Raw genomic sequence first — 16898 nt, 5'->3', positions numbered from 1 at the left:
CCTGGTTGGCAGCACCCGGGTGACCTGCGCTAGCTGGACGATGGTCGTGACGTCTTTCTCGGAAAACCTGCTGAACGTACCTGAGTCCTTCACGGCTTTCGGCTCACGCTGGTACAGCTCACGTTTATCTAACTACACCCAGAATCGCTATGAACCTGTATGAATTGCCTGCCGAACCAGCCGATCTCTACCTGGGGCTGGGAAATCTGGTCTACGCACTGGCAAAGCTGGATGGCCGCGTTGAGGTTGAAGAGAGTAACGTAGCTCGTCGCCTATTGAAGCAGCAACCATTTGGCCGGCTGGCGCTTCACGCTTTTTTTCTGCTCGAAAACTGTGAGGCCTCTGGCGATGAAGCCTATGCGTTTGCCATACGGCGATTTGCCAGTAACCGGCCTGCCCTAACCGAGCCGGTGAAACAGCAATTTGTGGCTATGCTTACGCAAATCGCTGGCGCGCACAACCCGATTTCACGGAAAGAAGCGGAGTTCATCACTCGCTTTCGGCACGATCTGGACCGATTATAACCCTGCGTTGGCGTGCTTCCGGCTTAGTCCAAGCGACCACGCCCGGTAATCGCCGGCGGTTTGCGTTGGAATCTCTTCCATGGGTACGTGCCCGGCGTTGGGATACACAATGAGGGTATCGTTGGGCAGGTCGTGGTGAAACCGCTTGGCAACCGACAGCGGAATGAGGTCGTCGTGCTGGCCCCAAAGGATCAGGGTAGGCTGCTGAATTTGCCCGATCCGCTGCCAGAGTGAGTCCAGAAGGGGCTTTCGCCGCACGAAGTGTTCGCGATTGCCCGCGCGCCGATTCAAGTCGGCGTAGGTGTGCACCAGCGGATCGGAGATGAGGCTGTCAGCGAAATAGACGGTTTTAAGGCTGCTCCGGAACAGGGCGTCGGGCGTTAATTTCGCCACCAACCCGCCAACCCCCGGCATACGCGCCAGTGTAAAACCGATGGGTACCGATCTGGATGTGAACGGGTAACCCGCCGCATCGATCAACACCAGCGAACGGACCCGGCCGGGGTGAATCAACGCCAGATGCCAGGCAATGTTGCCACCGAGGGAGTTGCCCGCCAGGTCGCACTGTTTTATACGAAGGCGTGCCAGGAACCGGTTCACGAAATCGGCATAGTAAAGTCCCGAGGCTGCATTCTGCGGGTGGGGACCGGTAAGGGCATAGCCGGGCAGATCGAGCCGAATCAGGCGGCGTTCGGGGCTGAGGGCCTTCACCCAACCGTCCCAGGTTTGTAGCATAGCCCCCGTTCCGTGCAGGAGCACCAGCGGCACCGTGTCGGCGGGGTTTCCTTCAATGCGATAGTGCACCCGCATACTGTCGAGGGTCATAAATCGCGAATCGCGGGTCGTGTACCGTAGAGACAATTCTTCCACGCTCAGGTTGCTTCTGTAGAGAACCGCCAGCAGCACAACCGGGAAAAGGAGCAGGTAAAGGCGCTTTTTTTTCATGAATTTAAGAACTGTTAACGCCCTGTATTCCGGCGGTGGGCTTGACGCGTGTTTAAGTTTGTAGTCAATCAAGCCTATTTGGTCGCTAGGGTGCTTAGCCAACTATAGGAAACGCAATTTGTTAAGTAATAAGCGGAGGCAAAACCGTTGACGGAAAACCAGTGGTCGGCTGCTTAGCCATATTCGATGAAAAAAATATTGATTATTGAAGACGACCGGCGTATTGCCCAGAATATTAGCCGGGGGTTACAGCAGGAAGGCTACGCAACCGAGGTCGTGTATGAAGGTAACAACGGAAAGCAACTGGCCATGCAACCCGACGTTGACCTGATGATTCTGGATCTGACCCTGCCCGGCATAAACGGGTTCGAGGTATGCCGGTCGGTGCGGGCCGCGCGCCCTCATCTGCCCATCATCATGCTGACGGCCCTTGGCGAGGTAGACGATAAAGTGGAAGGACTGGCGCTCGGTGCCGACGATTACATGGTGAAACCGTTCGATTTCCGGGAACTGGTTGCCCGCATCGCTACCTGTTTTCGGCGGCAGGCGCTGGGCCCGCCCACCAAAGACGAAGAGGTGTTGCAGGTGGCTAACCTGACGGTGAACACCAGCCTGAAAGAGGTGCGCCGCAACGACGTGACCATTGATCTGACCGCCCGCGAGTTTGCCCTGCTCGAGTACCTGATGCGTAACCGGGGGCGGGTGCTGCCCAAAATGGACATTGCCGAGGCGGTTTGGGGCCTCAATTTCGATCCTGGTACCAATGTGGTGGAGGTCTACATCAATTACCTCCGCAAGAAGATAGACCGTGACTTCGACCCCAAACTGATTCACAACCGGCCCGGTATGGGTTACGTGCTGAAAGAGGAACTATGACCATTCGTAACCGTATTGCCCTTCAGTTCTCGCTGATCGTTGCCTCGATCCTGATCGTTTTTTCGGTAGTGATTTATGTGGTGTCGGCCACGTACCGGCAGGAAGAATTTTATGACCGGCTCAAAAGCAAGGGCCGTACCACCGTTCGCTTTTTGGTCGAGGTGAAAGAGGTGGATCAGAAGATGCTGAAAATCATCGACCGCAACACCCTGACCGCCCTGTTCGACGAAAAAGTGCTGGTGTTCGATGCGGCCAATCGGTTGATATACAGTAGTGTTGATGATCAGGTGATTAATTATTCGACGAAACTGCTCGATGAGGTACGTCGGCAAAACGAGATTGAAACGCTGAGCGGCGATAATGAACTGGTGGGCCTGACCTACCACCAAAACGGGCGTGACCTGGTTATTTTGGCTTCGGCCAACGACTTGTTCGGTAAAAGTAAGCTGGCTAACCTGCGGCTCACACTGGGCTGGGGGCTTGTGGGCGGCCTCAGTGTCACGATTGGGCTGGGTATTTTCTTTGCCGGCCAGTCACTCAGGCCCATCAGTCTGATCAACGACCAGGTGTCGACCATCACGGCGGGCAATTTGCAGCAACGGCTCCACGAAGGCAATCAGCAAGACGAAGTGGCCCGGCTGGCCATGAACTTCAACGATGTGTTGCAGCGCCTGCAACAGGCCTTCGCCCAGCAACGCAGCTTTGTGTCGCAGACGTCGCACCAACTGCGCAACCCGCTGGCTGCCCTGAAACTGGAAATTCAGCTGGGGCTGCGGCAGCCGCTCACCGTGCCCGAACACGAAGAAATTCTCAGAAACCTGTCGACAGATGCCGACCGGCTCATCGCGCTGACCAACAGTTTGCTGAACCTGGCCTCGACGATGGAAAACGCCAGCCAGTTGCCGTTTCATCCCGTCCGGCTCGACGATGCCGCTTTTGTAGCCAAAGATGAATTGCTGAGCGCCAAACCGCAGTACACCATCAATATCGACTACGATAACCTGCCCGAATCGGAAAACGACACACTGATTCACGGCGACGAGGAGTTGTTGAAGCAGGTGCTGCTGAACCTCTTCGATAACGCCTGTAAATATTCGCCCGACCAGAAAGCCCAGGTACGTATCGGCACCGATGGGCGCACATGCCGCATTACGGTGCTGGACAATGGCATTGGTATGGCGGACGAAGATCAGGTGCGGATCTTTGAGCCGTTTTTCCGGGCCGCCAACGCGCAGGCTTATCAGGGGTTCGGTATTGGCCTGTCTATCTGCAACCGGCTAGTCGAGCTGCACCACGGTACCCTCACCGTTGCGAGTACGCTGGGTGTTGGAAGTCAGTTCACGATTACGCTACCCAGAATCTAGGGTCAGGCGCTTCTAATTCTGTTCTAATTGCTTTCTAACTGGAATCTAAAAGCGTTGTAAGTCTGCTGTAATTGCAGGAATGGACATTTGTGGCCGTATGAATGTCATTATCCGGCCACTGATTCTCTTTGCCTGCCTGCTCGTTGGGGCGCTTCCCCTACGCGCTCAACAACAGCCTGAACCCGATTCGCTCCGCCTGACGCTCAGGCAGGCCGATAGCTTATTTCTGGCCAATAACCTCTTGTTGCTGGCCGAACGCTTTCGGATCGATGCCAGCCAGGCGCAGGTGTTGCAGGCCAGCCTGTACGATAATCCGACGGTTAGCCTGGAGGTAAGCGCCTTCAACCAGGAAGCTCGCCGGGTATTCGATGTTGGGCGGCAGGGCCAGAAGATCGTGTCGGTGGAACAACTGCTGTACACCGCTGGTAAACGCAACAAACGCATCGCCCTCGCTTCGGAAGCGGCCCGCCTCACGGGGCTGGAACTGCTCGATCTGCTACGCGGTCTCCGGTTTGAACTACGTACCCGCTTCTATTCGATCTATTTCCAGCAACAGACGCTCGCCCGATTCGATCAGCAACGAGCCACGCTGCAAACAACGGTGGCGGCCTACGAAACCCAGTATACCCGCAACAACGTATCGCTGCGTGAACTGCTCCGACTGAAAGCCCTGCTGTTTCAGCTCGACAACGACCGCACCGCCCTGGTGCTGCAACTGGCCGACGATCAGCAGGCCCTGCGGACGTTGCTATCGGTGACCCAGGCGATTCAGCCGCGGGTGACAGCTGATGCACTCACCCGCTACCGCCTGCCCACCCAACCCGACGATTCGCTCAGCCAACTGGCCATCCGGAACCGGCCCGACCTGAAAGCCGCCGAATCGCTGACGCGCCAGGCCGAACTCAACCACTCGTTGCAACGCGCGCTGGCTGTGCCCGATCTGCGGGTAGGCGGGCTCTACGACCAGGCGGGTAGCTACATCAATAACTACGTGGGCCTGACGGTCTCGGCCGATATTCCGCTGTTCAATCGCAACCAGGGCGCTATTCGGGCAGCCCGCAGCCAAATCGGCTATCAAAGCCAGCTACAGCGCCAGAAGGCCCTTCAGGTACGTAACGAAGTGGCGGGTTCGCTCCAGAAAATCAGGGAAGTAGAGCGGCGGGTCCAGGGATTGGAAGGGCAGTTTTCCGAACAATTCGAACAGCTCAACAAGGGCGTGGTAACCAGTTTCCAGAAGGGCAACCTGACCCTGATCGAGTTTGTGGACCTCATAGAAGCCTATAACGACAGCATTCGTCAGCTCAATCGCCTGAAAGCCGACCGGGTTGGCGTGTACGAAGAATTAACCTACCTCATTGGTCATGACCTATTCAACTAAAACCATGCGTAAACAAAACAAACTGCTGGTTGTCTGCTGCCTGGCTCTGCTGGCCGGTTGCCAGCCTGCGGCTCCCCCCGACGAAGAAAAAGCGTTTATGCTGTCGGACAAGATGATGCAGCGCATCCAGCTCGATAGCGCAGCGGTGCAGCCCGTGCGTAGTGAACTGACGCTGGTGGGTAAAATCATGGCCGACGAGAACCGGGTCATCAAAGTGTTTCCGCTGGTTGGCGGCGATGTGGAATCGGTAGGCGTTGAACTGGGCGACTACGTGCGTAAGGGGCAAACGCTGGCGTCGATCCGGTCGGGCGAGGTGGCTGATCTGGAACGGCAGCGCATCCAGGCTCAGTCGGAACTGCTGGTGGCCGAAAAAAACCTGCGCGTGGTGCAGGACCTGTTCGAAACTCGCCTGACATCGCAGCGTGAGGTGGTGGCGGCCGAGAAAGAACTCGAAAAAGCGCAGGCCGAAGTCAACCGGATTCGGGAGGTGTCGCGCATTTACGGCATCGGCAAGGCATCGATGTATACCGTTAAAGCGCCCATCGATGGGTACGTGATTGAGAAGAACGTGAACCGGGGCACCCAGCTACGGTCCGACAACTCCGATAACCTGTTCACCATTGGGCAGATCAGCGAGGTGTGGGTGCTGGCCAACGTGAATGAAAGCGACATTAGCCGGGTAAAAACGGGCATGTCAGCCTCGATCCAGACGCTTAGCTACCCCAACGAGGTGTTCCGAGGTGAAGTGGATAAGCTCTATTCGGTGTTGAACCCCGACACCAAGGCCATGACCGTCCGGATTCGGCTGCACAACAAAGACCTGAAGCTGAAACCCGAAATGCACGCAACCGTGACGCTCCGCTACGACGACGGCGACAAACTGACTACGGTACCGGCCAACTCGATCATTTTCGAACGCTCGAAGCAGTACGTGATGGTGTTCAGAAGCCGCTCTGACATTGAAACCCGCGAAGTGACCGTGCGCAAATCGGTAGGTGATGTGGCCTATATCGATCAGGGTGTTAAACCCGGCGAAGCGATCATTTCCAAAAATCAGCTCATGGTGTTCAACGCCCTGAATAACTAAAGGAGGAAGCAGGAAAGGGAGACTGCAGGAAAGGGAGTAACGGCGACGCACCGATTTCCCCCTTTCTTCCATTCCGCTTTTCCTCCATTCTTCCCTTCCTCCCCCTATGAACAGATTCATTCAGAATATCGTCGGTTTTTCGTTGAAGAACCGGTTCTTCATCTTTTTCATGACGGCCTGCCTGGTCATTGCCGGGGTGGTTAGTTACCTGAAAACACCGCTCGAAGCGTTTCCCGACGTGACTAACACCCAGATCATTATCGTGACGGAGTGGAACGGGCGGTCGGCCGAAGAAGTGGAGCGGTTTGTGACGGTGCCAATCGAGGTGGCCATGAACTCGGTGCAGCGCAAAAGCAATGTACGGTCAACAACAATGTTTGGCCTGTCGGTGATGAAAATCATCTTCGACGACGATGTCGACGACTTTTTCGCCCGGCAGCAGGTCAATAACCTGCTGCGGAATATTTCGCTGCCCGAGGGAGTCGAACCTGATATTCAGCCGCCCTACGGCCCAACGGGCGAGATTTTTCGGTACACGCTTGAAAGTAAAAACCGCGATAGCCGCGAGTTGCTCACGCTGCAAAATTGGGTGGTCGACCGGCAGTTGCGGGCGGTGCCGGGTGTAGCCGACGTGGTGGCTTTCGGTGGGCGCGACAAGATCTACGAACTGCGGGTGAACCCTACCCAACTGGCCAAATATGACATTACGCCGCTGGAAGTGTACCAGGCGGTTGCACGCAGTAACATTAACGTGGGCGGCGACGTGATCGAGCGCAACGGGCAGGCGTATGTGGTGCGCGGTATCGGGTTGCTCACTTCGACCCAGGACATCGGCAACATCATCATTGAGGAGGCGAAGGGCAACCCGGTGCTGGTGCGGCACGTGGCGGAGGTAGCCGAATCGAACCTGCCGCGGGTAGGGCAGGTGGGCCTCGACGCCAGCGACGACGTGGTGGAAGGCATCGTGGTCATGCGCAAAGGCGAAAACCCAAGCGAAATTCTGACGCGGGTGAAAACCAAGATCGAGGAGCTGAACACGAAGGTGCTGCCCACCGACGTGAAGATGGTGACCTTCTACGACCGAGATAACCTCATCGAGTTCTGTACCCAAACCGTATTGCACAACCTCACCGAGGGCATTGTGCTGGTGACGGTGATCGTGTTCCTGTTCATGGCCGACTGGCGCACTACGGTCATCGTCAGCATCATCATTCCGCTGGCGCTGCTGTTTGCGTTCATGTGCCTTCGGTTGCGCGGCATGTCGGCCAATCTGCTGTCGATGGGCGCGGTCGACTTCGGGATCATCATCGACGGGGCGGTGGTAATGGTCGAAGGGATCTTTGTGGCGCTCGACCATAAGGCCCATAAAGTGGGCATGGAAAAGTTCAACCGGCTGGCCAAGCTGGGGCTGATTCGCAAAACGGGTGGCGAACTAGGCAAAGCGGTGTTCTTTTCCAAGCTGATCATCATCACGGCCCTGCTGCCTATTTTCTCGTTTGAAAAAGTAGAGGGCAAGATGTTTTCGCCCCTCGCCTGGACCCTGGGGTTTGCTCTGCTCGGTGCGCTGCTGTTCACGCTGACGCTCGTGCCGGTGCTGTGCTCGATTCTGCTGAAAAAGAACGTTCGCGAAAAGAAAAATCCGCTCGTCAATTTCTTCGACTGGGTGGTGATGCGGGGCTTTGGCTGGTGTTTTCGCAATCGCCGGATTAGCCTGGTGGCGTCGCTCGCGCTGATGGGGGCTACGTTCTTTTCGTCGTCGAAATTGGGTACCGAATTCCTGCCGCAGCTCAACGAGGGAGCCTTGTGGGTAACTGCCGAACTGCCCATGAGCATGTCGCTGCCCGAAAGCGTTGAGATGGCCAAAACCATTCGGGAAGACCTGAATACCTTTCCCGAAGTATGTCAGGTGCTATCGCAGGTAGGCCGTTCCAACGACGGTACCGACCCCAACGGCTTTTATTTCTGCCAGTTTCAGGTCGATCTGAAGCCAAAAGGCGAGTGGACAAAGCGGCATAACGGCCATGCGCTGACCACCGAACAGCTCACCGACGAGATGGACGACAAGCTGAAAGCGTATGCCGGTGTGCTCTACAATTATTCGCAGCCCATCATCGACAACGTGGCCGAAGCCGTGGCGGGCTACAAGGCCAGTAACGGTATCAAGATCTTCGGGCCCGACGTGTATGAACTCGAAAAACAGGCTAATCTGGTCATGGAGGCTATTCGCGACGTACCGGGCATCAAAGACCTGGGCATTATCCGCAACGTGGGTCAGCCGGAGGTGAGTGTTCAACTGCACGACACCAAGATGGCGCTCTTTGGCGTATCGACGGCCGATGTGCAGGCGGTGATCGAAATGGCTATTGGCGGCAAAACGGCGTCGGTGCTTTACGAAGGTGAACGCAAATTTGACATTCGGGTCCGCTACCAGGAGGAGTACCGCAAAAATGAAGACGACATCATGCGGTTGATGGTGCCCACGATGGGCGGCGGCAAAATTCCCCTAAAAGAGATTGCCAGCATCAGGCGGGTTACGGGTCCGGCGTTTATTTACCGCGACATGAACAAGCGGTTTATTGGAGTCAAATTTTCGGTGCGTGGACGCGATCTGGGTAGTACCATTGCCGATGCCCAACAGCGGGTCCGCGAAAAATTACCGGCCAGCAAAGATTACTCGGTCGAATGGGTGGGTGAATTCGAGAATCAGGTACGTGCCACCAACCGGCTGGGACAGGTGGTGCCGATCAGCATTGCGGCCATTTTCGTGATTTTGTTCGTCTTGTTTGGTAACGCCAAAGATGCGGGGCTGGTGTTGCTCAACGTGCCATTTGCGCTTATTGGCGGCATTCTGGCGCTGCACGTTACCGGCATGAACTTCGGCATATCGGCAGGGGTCGGGTTTATTGCGCTCTTCGGTATCTGCGTGCAGAACGGCGTTATTCTGATTTCGGTCTTCAACAACAACCGAAAAGAACGGATGCCGCTCGACCAGGCCATTCGCGAAGGGGTGCAGTCGCGGATTCGACCGGTGGTGATGACGGCCCTGATGGCGGCGATTGGCCTGTTACCAGCGGCGGTATCGACGGGTATCGGGTCTGAAACGCAGAAACCCCTGGCCATCGTTGTCATCGGCGGACTGATTACGGCCACCATCCTGACGCTGCTAATCTTCCCGATCATTTACCGCCTGTTCTACCGCCACAGCGACAAGCCCAGGCACGCTCAACCGGTAGAAGCCGACGTGGTTGGGTACTGATGAGTGATACCAACAAACCAACCGCCCTCGTTACCGACTACTTAGAAGAGGGTACGAGGGCGGTTTGGTAGAGCAGCAGTCGCTAACTGCCTCTATGGCTGCCGTTATCTAGTGCTTCAGGATGGAAACGTCCACTTTCTTGAGGTTTCCATTGTCGGCGAGTAGCATGTGTTCCGTTCTCCAGAATGGCGTCTTGTCCGTAGCTCTGTCTACTCTCGTCATTATTTCTGCTTTGATTGTGGCAAGTAATTTCTTGTCAGCTTGAGTGAATACGACAGGCAAGGATAAGTCAACCGGCGCGTTTACACGACCTACTTTGGGCGCTTTCGGCGCGGCAGCTGGCTTCGGTGGAACTGCCGGGAGCGGAGCGGAGCTTGGTGCGGCAGCTGGCTCCGGAACGGCGGGGGTACTCACCGCTGGCCGGGGTGCTTTTGGCGCCTTGGCTGGCCGTGACGGGCGCGCTGGTTTAGCTGGACGGGGGGCACGGGCTGGCATGACTTCTCCGTTTAATCGGTTCATGGCATCTTCGGCCCGACGCATAGCTTCTTCAGCTTGTCTTTCTGCATGTTCAGCCGCAGCCTCTGCCTGGCGCATAGTTCCCTCGACTTGTTCAGATAATTGTTCCGCTAAAGCACCCATTTTTCCCGAAAGTGCATTAGCTGGTTCGTAAAGTCTGGCGAGCGAATCGGCTAGCACTTCCAAACGCTCCCGATGTGGCTCAAGACGGCTGTCTAATTTCGACATCTGCTCGTCGAGCATACTGAGGTGCTTTTCGAGCTGTTCCGACTGCGCCTCTTTGTGTTGCATCAACGCTTTGGCTTTCGCCGAATTTTGCCGGGACAGCGTTTGTGTTTCCCGCTGCAACGCGAGCATTTTCGCTGCCAGCGCCTGTTGTTGCTTCATTAATTGGTTAATCTGATCCCTGTAAGGGCTCAGATAACCACTCTTTGCCGACAGTTCAGCCATTTCCTTGCTCAGTTTGTCGGCCATCGGTTGGCGTTCGGCCATTAGCTCCTGCATTTGCTTCGTGAGCAGTTCCAGTTGCTGCTGAACGGCCCTCAGTCGGGAGGTATCGCCCGCTATAGTAGGGGGCGTTTCGGGCAGACCTACCACTGGCATTGCCGGTGTGGCGGGTACGTCGACAGGGGCTGTAGCGGTCATATTCGAATAATCGATCCGGGCTAACCCCTCGCCGAGCGCCTTCATGCCTGTATCGAAAGCCGTGTTTTTTTCGATAATCGTCAGCAGAATATCGCGGTTAGGCTGCTGCACTACGTCGAGCGATAGCTTGCCAGCCGTAACCAGATCGAACTGGCGTTGTAGACCGGCTACACGAGCGGCGGTGAGCTTCTGACCTTTCCAGACAACGTACCCAATGCGACGGTTGTCGATCATGCCATATTCGCTGTCAGTGCTCACCGTGTGTCGTCGGGTTGTTTTGGGCCAGGTAGCCCGTGTCGACTTAGGTTGGTCAACAGGCTGCAGGGCATAGACCGATACACTAACCAGTAACAGGGTGACAAGTGTCAGCCCAACCAGGCTGCCGTTCGAGACGAGGGGTTGCGTGGGAACACCCAGCACTCGACGTACGCGCTGAAGCAGCAATTGCCGTTTGCTGGCGAACGCCATCGCCAGGGTTGGTGCGGTGGTCATACTCCGCTGCCATTCCTCGACCCTGGCCAGGGCGCGGGCCAGTACCCGAGCATCACCGATGATAGAAACGGCCAGATCGTCGCAGCAATGTTCACGCTCTTCCCGTATCCGCGCCGACAGCCACCACAGGGCCGGATGGAAGAAATACAGGGATTCAACGATCGATTGCAGCACATTGAGCAGGTAGTCGTGCCGCTGAACGTGCGCCAGTTCGTGCGCCAGAATAGCCTCTACATCGGCTGCGCTCAGTCCTGCCAGCAGGCCAACCGGCCATAAAATGACGGGTTTGACCATCCCTACAACCAGCGGGCCCGTCAGTTGTGCCGTTACCTGTACCCGCGCCGATACGTTCATACTTCGGGAAATCCGGGCTGTAGCAGCCGACAGCGTGGCGGGAACGGGTAGGGTAGACGTACGCCGTAGCCGCTGCACATACGCCCAGCCGCCCAGGAGCCGGATGCCGAAAACGCCAACGCCAATGAGCCAAACCCAAACGATCTCGGTCAGATGGGTATTCAAGAAACCCTGCATACCAACCAGCCACGCCCCGTCGGTAGTAGGCAACAACGCAGTAGGTCCGTTATGGAGCGAAGATGCCGTCGCAACCGGGCTGATCACTGAACGCGGTTCGTAGTACCAAGCAAACGTACCCATCGAAGCCAGTACCTGCATGAACAGGCCACTCATGCCGATCTGGTACCGAAGCGCCGCCCGGCTCCGACGTGCCAGGTGTAATAAGAGGGCGATGACCAGCACCACCGCAAAGCCCTGCCAGAGGGCGTGAATCAGCGTCCAGCCGAGGGCCTCGGCGATGGGGCTGCTAAGCCAGTTAGTCAGCTTCATTTTCCAAGTTGTTTAGCAGTTTTTTGATCTCGTCTAATTCGTCGGCGCTGGCTTTATGCCGTCCCAGTACCTGCATGACCAGTTGCGAAGCCGATCCCCGAAACGTAGTTTCCAGAAAGCGGTCGATCATCGTTTGCCGGGCTTCCTGCTCGCCCAACGCCGCCGTGTACACGTGCGATTTGGCGTCTTCGGTGCGGGTCAATAGCCCTTTTTCGTGCATAATCTGCATCAGCTTCAGCGTGGTCGTGTAGCCAATTTCGCGATGCTGACTCAGCTCATCGTTCACTTGCCGTACCGTGCGCGGGCCGTGTTCCCAGAGTACATGCAGAATCTCTAATTCAGAATCGGTTGGTCGCATAATTTATCTACGAAATATTTCGTAGTAAACGTATACGAAATATTTCGTAGATGCAAGGGTATGATCGTGAAATTTTAGAAAATCACATTTTTTAACACCCGTGACGTGTAGAGATGCATCCTTGCGTCTCATCCAATGCGAAGAATTTTTTGGGCTGACAGAAACCTTTGTATCGGATGAGACGCAAGGATGCGTCTCTACGCGTACGGGTTTACATATACAAACCTTCGACGTTATTGCGGTCTTCCTGCCATTTAGTAGGGTTATTTTCGATGTATTGCCGAATGCGGTTCAATTCATCGGCGTTGCCAATAACCCGGTCGTAGAAACGTGGCTGCGGGCCGAAATCAATCTGATTGGCTTTGGCAAACGCGCTTACACCTGCTTTGAATCCTCTGATGATAGCAGCCAGGTTTTGGTGTTGTGGCCCAAATACGTTTGGTTGCCAGTCATTGTAATCGCTTTTGCATATCCATAAAACACCATGCAGGTGGTTGGGCATTAACTGAAATGAATCGAGCATAACAAACGGGGCAAACTGGGGAATTGTCAGCCGACCGTTGATGACCCGTTGCCCGATGGATGTATGCTTCATGGTGCAAGCGCCTTGTTCATCAGTTACAATACTGCCCAGCGAACAAATACGATCCTGCGTACAGATCGTAATAAAATACATCCCGTTTGATCCATAATCGTATCCTGCTAACCGAGCCGAATCAATTCGGTATTGCCTCCGAAATTTGCCGTCGTTCATAAGACTTGTATCTGAATCAATCTGAAACCCCGCGGCTAACCCTACCTATCTTCGCCGCTGCGTCACTACCGCCCCGTTATTGCGCGCCGCCACCAATAACGTGCCCGGCGTGGATTCGCCCCGTCTGGATTGGCCCGTAGTAGTTGGAATAGCCATTAGCCGGCGGATATCGCCGGTAAGGTAAAGGCCACTGTGCGTGGGTGGAACAGCAACGTACCCAGCTTTAGGGGTGCCTTTGAGCAACAGGCCTTGCCCGGCGTCGCACCGGCCCTGCTGCACGCGGAGGGGGAAATAATTGCCCGCTAGTAGTATATCGTCAATGCCATCGCCCGTGAAATCCTGCACGATAAATCCCTGAACCGGGGCAATCTGTGCATCGATCGGTAAGGGCTTCAGCTTAAACACGCCCCGGCCCAGATTTTCCAGTATACTGCTTTGCAGCGTATTCACGGTCAACTCCTTTGCTTTCGCCAACGTACCGGCGTCGAATATGGTCTCCATGGTAGCTTTGGCGTAATCGGCGTAACGGACGTACTTTTTGCGCAGGCTATTGATCTGGTCGAGCAGTTCATCGCGGGAAGCAAGGGGAATGTGCGTTCCGTCGATGCGCTGGCAGATGATCGGGTCAATGCGTCCGTCTGCGTTGAAATCGGCGGCCATGATGGTCAGCGTGGTATCGCCTTTAGCTTTCCACTGCACATTGGTACCCAGGTTGCCCAGCAGAAAATCAGTATCGCCGTCGTGATCGAGGTCGTGCGGGACGATGCATGTCCAGAGGCCACCGGTCTGCGCCAGCCCTGTCGACTGTGGGTCGGGCGGGGTGAGCTGGTTGTTTTGATTCATGAACAGGGTAACGGGCATCCAATCGCCTACGACCAGCAGGTCAGGTACGTTGTTTCGGTCCACATCGGTCCAGACGGCACCCGTTACCATGCCCGGCGTCAGCGTTTGGGCAACGGTAAACTGGCCTTTTCCGTTGTTTTTAAGCAGATACGACGAAGCCGGATTCGGGAATTGGCCGGGAATAGCGCGGCCGCCAACGAATAGATCGAGGTCACCGTCGCGGTCGTAATCAGCCGCGGCCACGCAACTGCCGGGGCTTGTCTCGACGGGCAACGTACTTGGCGAGGCCAGTGCAAACCGTCCGTTTGTGTTCAGGAAAAGCTGATCCTGATAGGCGGGCGATCCGGGAGCGTACTCGTTGCCGCCGCGCACGACGTACAAATCAGGGTCGCGGTCGCCATCGGCATCGAAAAAGAGAGCCGCTACGGCGTCGGCGGGTGGGTTTATGCCCGTTTCACCTGCATTCCAGCCCGGCGCAGCCTTAAACTGACCGTTTGACTGTTGCAGAAAAAGCCCTGATGCTTGTCCTGTTGCGTTGCCCACAAACACATCAACGAACCCGTCACCATTCACATCGGCAGAGGCCAGAGCAGGCCCCTGTTTCGAGAGTTGGTACGGAATTAAAGGCTCCTGTTTGAAATCGACGTATGGGTTTTCTGTATGCGTAAACGGAATAAGGCTGTTAGAAACGGGCCCGAAAAAGACGTCAGGTATGGGCTGGTCCGTTTCGCCGGGTTGCTTTGCAGTTGCCTGCTGAACGGTCAGTATGCTGTTTGGTTGAATCGAATCAGGTACGTTGCTGAGTCGACCATCAGGCCAACGTACCTGTACCTTGATCGTCTTAGCTGACGAGTTGGCTGCGCCCAGCCCGAAGGTCAGTACCGGGGGCATCGATGACTGAAAGCCGCGGGTGGGGACGAGTTCCTGCGTTTGCACAAGGTCTCCTCGCGTAACGGTCACGAGCGCCCCCACGCCAAAGCGGTTGCCGCCTTCGCCAGCCAGCCGGATGGTCAGGTGTTGATTCTGTGTCTGGGTATTGGCGTTGTTCTGATAGACCGAGGCGGGTTCGTTCGTGTTGTTGACTACCAGATCAAGGTCGCCGTCATTGTCGAGATCAGCATAGGCTGCTCCGGTTGATACCGCCCCTTCGGCCAGTCCCCAGCGCTTAGTTACATCGTCGAACTGTATCCCGTCTCGGTTGCGAAAAACCACGTTGTCCGTCTTGGTCGATGGGAGTGTAGCGATCAGGTCAGCAGTGGGTAGGTTGTTCTTGATATCGTCGTCGGTGGTCAGCGATTTGCCTTGTGCTGCCAGCTGTTGTTTCGCCGCCTCGACGTCGTATTTCAGAAAGTCCAGACTCGTAAAATCGCGCATGATGCCGTTGGTGACGTATAAATCTTTCCGCCCGTCGTTGTCGAAATCAGCCAGCAGCGCCGCCCAACTCCAGTCCGTAGTCGAGATACCCGCCAGTTGGCCGACCTCCGCGAAGTGAGGCAGGGAGTTCAGGGCGGGGGGCTTGGGGCTTGGGGTAGCTCCGCTATGCTTGACCCTCTGCCCAAAGCCCTCCGTCCCAGGCCTCGCGCCAAACGCCCCCCGCCCCAGGTGCAACATATTCCGCATATGCTGGTAGCCGTAACCACTGTCGACCATGAGGCGGAACTTGTCGTATTCATCGGGGCCTTTCAAGAGTTTTTGCCGTTCCCAGGAGGCGGGCAGCATATCCATCGTCACCACGTCGGGCAGGGCATCGTTGTTAACATCGGCAATGTCGATCCCCATCGTATTCCGCGACATGTGCGCAAACGATTCCTTCGTTGATTCGATGAAATGCCCGTGCTGGTCGTTGACGTAGAAATAATCCTGCTCCTCGTAGTCATTGGCCACGTACAGATCAGGCCAGCCATCGCCGGTGAGGTCGCTAACGGCCACACCCAGCCCAAAGTTGATGCTCCCGCCATGAATGCCCGCCTCTTCGGATACGTCGGTGAAATGAGGCTGGGGGATTAGGGCCTGGAGCTTGGGGTTGCTCTGCTGAGGGACGCCCCTCTCCTCCCGCCCTAAGTTCCCGGCTCCCATCCCATCGTTTCTATACAACCTATTCCCGAAATACGGGTGGCGTTTGTTGCGGACGGCGCTGGTGTTGAAAAACGGCGAATAGAACATGTTGCCGTGGTTGACCAGAAACATGTCGAGGTCACCGTCGCGGTCATAATCGAAAAAGCTGGCCTGGGTCGAGAACGTACCTGGCGCGTCGAGGCCGTAGTCGGCGGCGCGTTCGGTGAAGGTAGGAACGCCTGTTTTTGCGTTATTGATAAACAGCTGATTGGCGCGGGCGGCCGGGTCGTTCAGGGCCGAATAGCAGACGTAGATATCCAGCCAGCCGTCGCCGTTTACGTCGGCCATGGTCACCCCCGTTTTCCAGTGCCCCGACCGACCTGCTACGCCCGCGGTGTCGGTCACGTTTTCAAAAGAGAGCTTACCTGATTCAGATTTTCCTTTGTTGAGATATAGCTTGTTGGAAACCTGATTGCCGGTGAAATACACGTCGGCCAGTCCGTCGTTGTTCAGGTCACCAATGGCTACCCCGCCCCCATTGTAGGTGTATTCGTACTGCAACACGTTTTGCTCGGCCGTTTCGGTAATGGTATTGGCAAACGTGATGTGCGTCTCATTGGCGTCGAGCGCTGTAAACAGCGCAGGTTCAGCGTTACGGCAACCAGCCAGAAGAAGCGTAATGGCAAGCAAAAGCGGAAAGCGCATAGGGTGCTGTTGAACAGTAGGTTTAACCACAACGTTAGTACAAAAAGCCTGTCTTTAAAAGACTACCGTATCTGTTATAACTGAACTACTGTATCAATTATTGACACCCTGAAAGCTCCGCTGATCATTCGGCAGGCATTGGTGATTTTGAACAACGAGAACGGAAAACGCCGCGCTTTCTACGAATGACTCGACGACGATAGGAAGGCTGAGTTTATACAACGGCGAAGTTGCTGTACACTCACCTGCGCTGTATC

Annotated in this window: 11 protein-coding genes; 6 read left to right on the top strand and 5 right to left on the bottom strand. The window is 55.9% G+C overall.

What is annotated here, in order from left to right; translation table 11 throughout:
• The first annotated feature begins 149 nt into the window (after positions 1-149).
• A complete protein-coding gene (locus tag F7231_RS10580; RefSeq protein ID WP_085411028.1) occupies positions 150-524 on the top strand; it encodes a TerB family tellurite resistance protein in 375 nt (124 codons plus the stop codon).
• Here the strand turns inward: F7231_RS10580 and F7231_RS10575 are convergent.
• Positions 519-1469, bottom strand: a complete 951-nt coding sequence (locus tag F7231_RS10575) for an alpha/beta fold hydrolase (RefSeq protein WP_166691856.1) — start codon at positions 1467-1469, stop codon at positions 519-521. The genes F7231_RS10580 and F7231_RS10575 overlap by 6 nt on opposite strands.
• Before the next feature lie 186 nt (positions 1470-1655).
• Here F7231_RS10575 and F7231_RS10570 point away from each other — a divergent pair, with 186 nt between their 5' ends.
• The 5 genes from F7231_RS10570 to F7231_RS10550 all read left to right on the top strand — a co-directional run bounded on the left by F7231_RS10570 (position 1656) and on the right by F7231_RS10550 (position 9430).
• The gene (locus F7231_RS10570) at positions 1656-2345 is read left to right on the top strand and encodes a response regulator transcription factor (protein ID WP_085411026.1); all 690 of its coding nucleotides are present in this window, start codon (positions 1656-1658) and stop codon (positions 2343-2345) included.
• Entirely contained in the window at positions 2342-3709 is a 1368-nt protein-coding gene (locus F7231_RS10565) for a sensor histidine kinase (RefSeq protein ID WP_166691855.1), read from the top strand. The genes F7231_RS10570 and F7231_RS10565 overlap by 4 nt, the downstream gene beginning before the upstream one ends.
• 97 nt (positions 3710-3806) lie before the next feature.
• Complete coding sequence (locus tag F7231_RS10560) at positions 3807-5087, top strand: TolC family protein (RefSeq protein WP_166691854.1); 1281 nt, start codon at positions 3807-3809, stop codon at positions 5085-5087.
• A gap of 4 nt (positions 5088-5091) precedes the next feature.
• Entirely contained in the window at positions 5092-6174 is a 1083-nt protein-coding gene (locus tag F7231_RS10555; protein WP_166691853.1) for an efflux RND transporter periplasmic adaptor subunit, read from the top strand.
• A gap of 106 nt (positions 6175-6280) precedes the next feature.
• On the top strand, positions 6281-9430 hold the full coding sequence (locus F7231_RS10550) for an efflux RND transporter permease subunit (protein WP_166691852.1): 3150 nt from the start codon (positions 6281-6283) through the stop codon (positions 9428-9430).
• Positions 9431-9538: 108 nt separating this feature from the next.
• Here the strand turns inward: F7231_RS10550 and F7231_RS10545 are convergent, their stop codons facing one another.
• The 4 genes from F7231_RS10545 to F7231_RS10530 form a co-directional block, all read right to left on the bottom strand.
• Complete coding sequence (locus F7231_RS10545; protein WP_166691851.1) at positions 9539-11926, bottom strand: M56 family metallopeptidase; 2388 nt, start codon at positions 11924-11926, stop codon at positions 9539-9541.
• Complete coding sequence (locus F7231_RS10540) at positions 11913-12284, bottom strand: BlaI/MecI/CopY family transcriptional regulator (protein ID WP_085411022.1); 372 nt, start codon at positions 12282-12284, stop codon at positions 11913-11915. The genes F7231_RS10545 and F7231_RS10540 overlap by 14 nt, the downstream gene beginning before the upstream one ends.
• A gap of 211 nt (positions 12285-12495) precedes the next feature.
• Positions 12496-12879 carry a hypothetical protein gene (locus tag F7231_RS10535; RefSeq protein ID WP_166691850.1) on the bottom strand — a complete coding sequence of 128 codons (384 nt, stop codon included), beginning with the start codon at positions 12877-12879 and terminating at the stop codon, positions 12496-12498.
• A gap of 204 nt (positions 12880-13083) precedes the next feature.
• Positions 13084-16641 (bottom strand): VCBS repeat-containing protein, encoded by a 3558-nt coding sequence (locus F7231_RS10530; RefSeq protein ID WP_166691849.1) that lies wholly within the window; start codon positions 16639-16641, stop codon positions 13084-13086.
• Positions 16642-16898: the final 257 nt, after the last annotated feature.

Source organism: Fibrivirga algicola (genome assembly GCF_011742925.1).
GTDB classification, from domain to species: Bacteria; Bacteroidota; Bacteroidia; order Cytophagales; family Spirosomataceae; genus Fibrella; species Fibrella algicola.
Note: the sequence above shows the minus strand (reverse complement) of the source record. Positions and strands in the feature narration are given on the sequence as shown.

Bases quoted from the DNA above. Each gene is read 5' to 3' on its own strand.
- F7231_RS10580 (WP_085411028.1), top strand. From the start codon at position 150: ATGAACCTGTATGAATTGCCTGCCGAACCAGCCGATCTCTACCTGGGG.
- F7231_RS10575 (WP_166691856.1), bottom strand. From the start codon at position 1,469: ATGAAAAAAAAGCGCCTTTACCTGCTCCTTTTCCCGGTTGTGCTGCTG.
- F7231_RS10570 (WP_085411026.1), top strand. From the start codon at position 1,656: ATGAAAAAAATATTGATTATTGAAGACGACCGGCGTATTGCCCAGAAT.
- F7231_RS10565 (WP_166691855.1), top strand. From the start codon at position 2,342: ATGACCATTCGTAACCGTATTGCCCTTCAGTTCTCGCTGATCGTTGCC.
- F7231_RS10560 (WP_166691854.1), top strand. From the start codon at position 3,807: ATGAATGTCATTATCCGGCCACTGATTCTCTTTGCCTGCCTGCTCGTT.
- F7231_RS10555 (WP_166691853.1), top strand. From the start codon at position 5,092: ATGCGTAAACAAAACAAACTGCTGGTTGTCTGCTGCCTGGCTCTGCTG.
- F7231_RS10550 (WP_166691852.1), top strand. From the start codon at position 6,281: ATGAACAGATTCATTCAGAATATCGTCGGTTTTTCGTTGAAGAACCGG.
- F7231_RS10545 (WP_166691851.1), bottom strand. From the start codon at position 11,926: ATGAAGCTGACTAACTGGCTTAGCAGCCCCATCGCCGAGGCCCTCGGC.
- F7231_RS10540 (WP_085411022.1), bottom strand. From the start codon at position 12,284: ATGCGACCAACCGATTCTGAATTAGAGATTCTGCATGTACTCTGGGAA.
- F7231_RS10535 (WP_166691850.1), bottom strand. From the start codon at position 12,879: ATGAAGCATACATCCATCGGGCAACGGGTCATCAACGGTCGGCTGACA.
- F7231_RS10530 (WP_166691849.1), bottom strand. From the start codon at position 16,641: ATGCGCTTTCCGCTTTTGCTTGCCATTACGCTTCTTCTGGCTGGTTGC.